7 protein-coding genes are annotated in these 6027 nt (G+C 32.9%); all 7 read right to left on the reverse strand.

The genetic code is table 11. The features are described from left to right. Positions 1-198: 198 nt before the first annotated feature. Positions 199-564, reverse strand: coding sequence for a hypothetical protein (locus H3001_RS18380; protein ID WP_118212188.1), 366 nt, complete (start codon positions 562-564; stop codon positions 199-201). Between the two features lie 3 nt (positions 565-567). After that, on the reverse strand, positions 568-1827 hold the full coding sequence (locus H3001_RS18385; protein ID WP_246368699.1) for a S1 family peptidase: 1260 nt from the start codon (positions 1825-1827) through the stop codon (positions 568-570). Between the two features lie 636 nt (positions 1828-2463). Beyond that, positions 2464-3051 carry a tyrosine-type recombinase/integrase gene (locus H3001_RS18390; RefSeq protein WP_181215703.1) on the reverse strand — a complete coding sequence of 196 codons (588 nt, stop codon included), beginning with the start codon at positions 3049-3051 and terminating at the stop codon, positions 2464-2466. A gap of 155 nt (positions 3052-3206) precedes the next feature. Continuing rightward, entirely contained in the window at positions 3207-3653 is a 447-nt protein-coding gene (locus H3001_RS18395; RefSeq protein WP_181215704.1) for a JAB domain-containing protein, read from the reverse strand. Positions 3654-3746: 93 nt separating this feature from the next. Beyond that, positions 3747-4022, reverse strand: coding sequence for a Txe/YoeB family addiction module toxin (locus H3001_RS18400; protein WP_181215705.1), 276 nt, complete (start codon positions 4020-4022; stop codon positions 3747-3749). Next, complete coding sequence (locus tag H3001_RS18405; protein WP_181215706.1) at positions 4010-4300, reverse strand: type II toxin-antitoxin system Phd/YefM family antitoxin; 291 nt, start codon at positions 4298-4300, stop codon at positions 4010-4012. The genes H3001_RS18400 and H3001_RS18405 overlap by 13 nt, the downstream gene beginning before the upstream one ends. Positions 4301-4434: 134 nt before the next feature. Then, complete coding sequence (locus H3001_RS18410) at positions 4435-5457, reverse strand: DUF3871 family protein (protein ID WP_181215707.1); 1023 nt, start codon at positions 5455-5457, stop codon at positions 4435-4437. Between the last annotated feature and the right edge of the window lie 570 nt (positions 5458-6027).

The following is a 6027-nucleotide window of genomic DNA, read 5'->3' on the forward strand; positions in this document are numbered from 1 at the left end:
TCCAATACAGCGTACATAGGTTGTTTATTATGAATGAGTTTGGTCACCCATAATATAATGAATAATTCTATTTGTACGCTGTTTGACAACATTTTAATTGATATACATAAGTTTAAATCACTTCAATTATAATAAATCCTCCAATAAAAAAGCCTGCTGTGAAAACTGAAAATATATCCATGTACTTTAAAAATCTAATTATTTATATAGGTTCTTCAAAAAGTCCTTTTGTGTGCAAATGTTTCCATTATCATCATAATATGTCTGATTATTTTGTTTAGTTATTCCATCTTCATCGTAAATCGTAACGCATTTATAGCCATTATCTGTTACATGTTCTTTCTTTACGACAATCCCAGATTCATAAAAAACTTTCATATTAGGATTTCCAGTTGGTATAGAAACGCCTGTGAATGGACTGTTTTCACCTTTTTTATATACTATATATTTCCCGTTTTCCACTCTATCTTCTAAATCAGAGCTTTTGACTTGGTTATTGCATGAACTAAATCCAATGCTTAATGCAACCAATAATAAACTTGTCAATAATCCTATTATTTTCATTTTTTAATTGTTTATGGATTCTATCGAATTAATAGAATCGTTATTTACATGTTTGTTATTTGATTGACGAACTTTCATTTTATCTTTAACAGACTGGTCGTTTACAATTTCTCTTAATCTTTCAACTCTTATTCCATAATTAAAACTTTGTGTACCATTAATGCCAGCAAAATTTATTGCTACTAATTCTCCATATTGATTAACAACAGGGCTGCCACTTGAACCTTGTAAGGCAGGTATTGAGTACATTATCTTAATGCTATCAGTATTTTGGCTGATATAACCTTGAGTAATTTGCGCCTTAATTCCATCATTAGTTGATGCTAATGTTGGTCCTTGATTGAAACCAATCATGTATAGTTTAATTTCTTCATCACTACGAATTTCATTATTATAAAGATTAAAGATGTATTTATCTTGTGGTATAGTGAACCAACTAATTATCCCAGCATTCTGAATGTTACTCCAACCAGCTTCCGCTTGGTCATAAGACCATTTAGGAGTTTCTTCTAATCTGCAAACATTCCAAAAATTGCTACCATCAGCTATCTGGATAATTCCTAAATCATAGTTGGGAACATCTTTTACTACGAAACAATCTATTAAATCATTACTTGATGTTATATGGCTTCCGTTATATGCTATTTTGATTTCAGAACAAAGTTCAACATCAAAGTTACTTAAACTTAAGTCTTTTATGCGGTTGTTTCTATATTGGGTAAATGTGTCTATCCATTTCCTGCTGGATTGAATTCCATCCATCATCATAGCATAACCTTGTGAATCGAGTCTTTTATTATCTCTAATTTCTTTTTCAAATATTTCTAAACGTTTTCTTGTTTCTTCAAGTTGTTGATTACAATAATCAATCTGCTCTTTTAAATATCTAATCAATGCTTGATAGATAAGAGTTTTGTCAGTAGTAGGATTGATAACGTGACTGTTAGTAACAATCGTTCCTCTTGGAGATATGATGAATCCAGTACCAAATATTGTACTTTTAATCGTATCATTTACTTCATTAAAATTATTGGATATAGTGTGGGATATGTTTTTTAATTTCCCATCTTGTAATTTAGAAAAGACATAATTGGTTGAATAGAATCCATTATCTGATAGTGTGATTTTATAATAATATGTATTCTGAATCAAGACTACTCCGGAAGAAGCCTGTTCATATAGTTGTTCTTGTGTGTAACTATCCTTTTTAGATGTACATGCCATCATACTAAGAATAATTAATCCATAAAGAAGATGTTTCATCGTTTCTTGAGATTATGCCTACCTGCTCCCTTGAATAAGCTATAAATAAATAAGGTGTGGAAGCTATATTTGCCTTATCCTGTTTCTTGGGCTTCTCGCATTGCCTTTTGGTACGGATAAAACAATAGCCCCACACCAAACGGTATATAGAAACCTTACAAACATAAGGTAGGTATATATCAAGTGTGGGTGCTATTGCTATCATCTTCGTACCGTTTTTAAATTTTGCGAGAATCTAAGAAACAGAAGATAATTTCAATAACACCTTTCGTTAATTATGTCCTTTCAGCTTGCTAACACTATAACTCACTGAAATTGTTGCAAAGTTAGCGAAAGGTTTTAAATAATTCTATACGATGTAGGGATAAATAGTAAATCTTCTGCTATCAAACATTATTCGTCTTTATCCCAACATATCTTTGGCTATTTACAAACAGTTATCTCCAGTATGGATTATAAGAGTTAAGTTGGCTTTAAAGTCTAAAAACTTATGGATTTGACCTATTACTATAAGGCTGAAATGCCAAACACAAATAATCGGACTTTAGGTATATCTGGAGTTTAAAATTTAGGTAGGACAAACTTTGATTGGGGTATATAAAGCTAACCTTGTTCTTTATTTGTCCTACCTGTTATTTAGAAACTCAATGATTCATAAGTCTGCAAGATTTCTTCCTGTCTTAATCCCAAGTATCTTTTAGTAATGGCAACAGAACTATGATTGAAAAGTTCCATCAGCTTTACTAAAGCAAGCTCTGAATTGTCGCTGTTCATATTATAAACCTGTCTGCCAAAAGTCTTTCTAAGTGAATGGCAAGAAAATTTCTTAATCTTTAGCCTGTACTTCTTCTTAATCTCTTTAAGAATGATATTAATTCTCTGGACTGAAAAGACTGTACCTTTCTGACTTATTAAGATAGGTGCATTTATTCCAACTGGCTTTATATGTTCGTAACATTCTCTGATATGTTCCTGTAGCTGGGGATTCAGTCTTATGGTTCTTACCTTACCTGTCTTTTTCTCAATTACAGTAAATTCGTCTGTATCTATTATCTGCTTCCATCTTAAAGCCAGAATATCAGAAATTCTTAATCCTGTGAAACAACCTAAAGCTATAAGAAGTGATATTTTATAATTATCATCTTTTGCCAGTTTCCTAATAAGATTCATTGCATCTGACCAAACAAGATAGTCTGCTGTTGTGCTTGAATATTTAAGTGACATAATGTTCTGTTTTATAAGTAAATGAATAAAAGTGAATATTAATTTTGAGTTGGATTTACTAACTCATTGATTTATAAGGGAACATTCACTAATTATCAAAGTGAATATTATAAAGTAAGGACACCCAACTAAAATATTGAGTGCCCTTGTTTATGCTACAGCATTCCTTCATCTGCAAAACTGTAGTATTCCGTATCTGAAAGGATGATATGGTCTAAGATTTTTATCCTCATAAAATTTGATGCTTCCCTTACCTGTTTAGTAAGTCTTATATCTTCTGGACTTGGCTTTAAATTTCCACTTGGATGATTATGTGCCAGAATTAAAGCTACAGAATTAGTAAGTAATGCAGCTTGGAATATAAGTCTAACATCTGCTGTTGTTTCTGTTAGTCCTCCCTCTGAAATTAGAGTATATCCTAAAATCTGGTTGGCTTGATTTAGGAACAGGACTTTGAAATATTCCTTGTAGCATATAGTTCCTTTCTTATATGTGGAAAGCATATATTTATAAGCATCCTCTGAACAGGTTACTTTTTGCTGATTCTTGAATTTGGGTTTGTAGGAAAGCTTGACTTCTCCTACCTTATAATCTATATTCATAATATGTAATGTTTAATGGTTAGTAGAAATGAAAAAAGGACAACTAACTTAATAGCTGTCCTTTCTTCAATATTAGTAATATGTGACGGTTTGTTATTTCTTGGAATAATGGTATCTCATAGAGAATATGTAAACCTCTATTATATCATCATGCACGGAGTAAACAATTCTATGCTCTGCATTGATTCTTCTTGACCATTTTCCTGCCAGTTCATATTTAAGCGGTTCTGGTTTTCCTATTCCTGTGTATGGATGTACGGCAATATCTTCCAATAAGTTTTTGATTTTATTCAATATTGCTTTGTTACCGCTTTGGGCAAAGTATAGGTATTCTTTTCTAGCCTGTTCTGATAATGTTATTCTGTACATGCTACACGTTTTAAGAAGTCCTCTATGCTTTCACCTTCCTTTTGGGATATAGAATTACCGTTCTTAATATCCTCTTCACCTTTATGTATTGCTTCCATTGTATCGGGTGACGACATAATGTATTCCGTTTCCTTTAGAGAATTGTATTCATCCAAAGAAATCATTACTACTCCTTTGCCATTCCCACGATTGACAACTACAGTATCATAATCGTCAATGACTGCATCAATGTAGCTTTTCAAGTTGGCTCTTAAATCTGTGTAATTGGCTGTTCTCATAAATCCTCCTTTGTTATAGTACAAAGATATGTACTTATTTGCGTACTTACAAATATAAACGGTTAATTATTGGATATTTAAGAAAAGGACACTCATTAAGAATGCCCTTTTCTCTCTCAATCAATAAAGTTCATTTAATCAATGAACCATTTATATCTTTCATCACCATGTAAAGCCGCATTGATTCCCAAAGCCATTTCTGTAGCATTAAGAGAACGGTCTAAGAATGCGTCGATGTATGAATGAACTTTGTTAGCTCCAGTCAATAAATTATAAAATTTCCACATATTAAGCTCATTTCCAAAGCTTCCAAAGTTTTCATCATGGCTGTATGCTTTAGCTACACTGTTTATCTGTGTATCAGTAAGCAACATTCTGGGCAATGCTTTCTGGTAGCCTGTTGGCAAGCATTGATAAAGTCTCATTCTACCTATTATCTGGCAGAACTGGTGTTCACTCATGGAAGTGTTGCCTAGCTGCTGCATCAGATAAAGATGCTTTGCAGGATTGTAGTTGTGAAACAGCTCCAATGCTGCACGATAAAGTTCTGTGGTGTTGCTTGCCCTTAAATCATCCTTGTAACCATCTGTAAAGATGCACATATTGCAGCAAACTTGGTTTTTGAATCCAATCGCAAGACGGAACAACTCTGGAACTTTCTTTGAATATAGATTCATCTGATTATAAGCTCTTACTCCTACGATAGAAAGATTCAACTTATTTCCACCTACTGTTTCATAGATAGTAGGAATATCAATGCTGAATGCTGCTCTTTCATAATAGATAGTCTTGTCAGATTCCAACAGTTGATTGGCTGGTTTATGGATAGCTTCTGGGATTCTTCCCTTAATAATGTGGCTTGTTCTGATAGTGGCTTGTTCCACCTTTTCACCACTGAAGAAAGATTGTGCTGCATCCTGTATTGTTTCCACAAACTGAGCATGGTTGATTGTAAGTTCATTGTCTTTAGAGAATACTGGTGTAATGCAATCATTTTTCAAATGATTCAATGTTACCTCCTGTGTGTTGGCTTCGATAAAATGATTTGTTGGCTTTACTGGCTCGTCCATAATAATGGTAGCTTCTTCTGCATATTCACCCAAATTCATTCTCTCACGATTCTGTGCCATAGCTGGCATAATAATTAAATTTCTCATAATGATAAATTGTTTAAATGATTATTGATTGAATTAACTCCAGAGCAATGAATCGCCCATGAAGCAATGAATTGCTTCGATTCCCTCTTGGTACGATTACAAATACTCTTGGTACATTTATAGGTGTGATACGATTAGGCTATTTATATTATCCATGTATTTGTGTATCATCCTATAAAGTCTATCAATGATGTGAGGTGAATAGTAAAATTTATAATGAATCTGGGCGTGGGTAGGTGTCTGCCAATTTCCGTTTTTCTTTTGCTTGGTGAGAGGGGGTATAAAATTGGGGTATGGTATCTCGTACAACTTTTTTAGGATTGGGGTTATAAAGCTTATTTTTCACCTTAAATGTTGTACCCATTAAAAAATAGGCTATATGTATCTATAAAGTGGATTTGAGGTAGGATGAGGGGAAAAAGCTGTTTGTATTAATTATATAATATCACTAGTGTCTCTTAATAATTGTAAAAAGACTCGTTAATTATTTGATTTACAATATTTGTTTTCAAAAAATGCTTGTCGCATATTTGAATCAGTTACCTTAGGGGCTGGGCCAAATTGCGATAG

The sequence above is a fragment of the Phocaeicola faecicola genome (assembly GCF_013618865.1).
GTDB classification, from domain to species: domain Bacteria; phylum Bacteroidota; class Bacteroidia; order Bacteroidales; family Bacteroidaceae; genus Phocaeicola; species Phocaeicola faecicola.

What these genes read in the sequence shown, in the direction of transcription:
- H3001_RS18380 (WP_118212188.1), bottom strand. Translation starts at nt 564, where the DNA reads ATGAAAATAATAGGATTATTGACAAGTTTATTATTGGTTGCATTAAGC.
- H3001_RS18385 (WP_246368699.1), bottom strand. Translation starts at nt 1,827, where the DNA reads ATGAAACATCTTCTTTATGGATTAATTATTCTTAGTATGATGGCATGT.
- H3001_RS18390 (WP_181215703.1), bottom strand. Translation starts at nt 3,051, where the DNA reads ATGTCACTTAAATATTCAAGCACAACAGCAGACTATCTTGTTTGGTCA.
- H3001_RS18395 (WP_181215704.1), bottom strand. Translation starts at nt 3,653, where the DNA reads ATGAATATAGATTATAAGGTAGGAGAAGTCAAGCTTTCCTACAAACCC.
- H3001_RS18400 (WP_181215705.1), bottom strand. Translation starts at nt 4,022, where the DNA reads ATGTACAGAATAACATTATCAGAACAGGCTAGAAAAGAATACCTATAC.
- H3001_RS18405 (WP_181215706.1), bottom strand. Translation starts at nt 4,300, where the DNA reads ATGAGAACAGCCAATTACACAGATTTAAGAGCCAACTTGAAAAGCTAC.
- H3001_RS18410 (WP_181215707.1), bottom strand. Translation starts at nt 5,457, where the DNA reads ATGAGAAATTTAATTATTATGCCAGCTATGGCACAGAATCGTGAGAGA.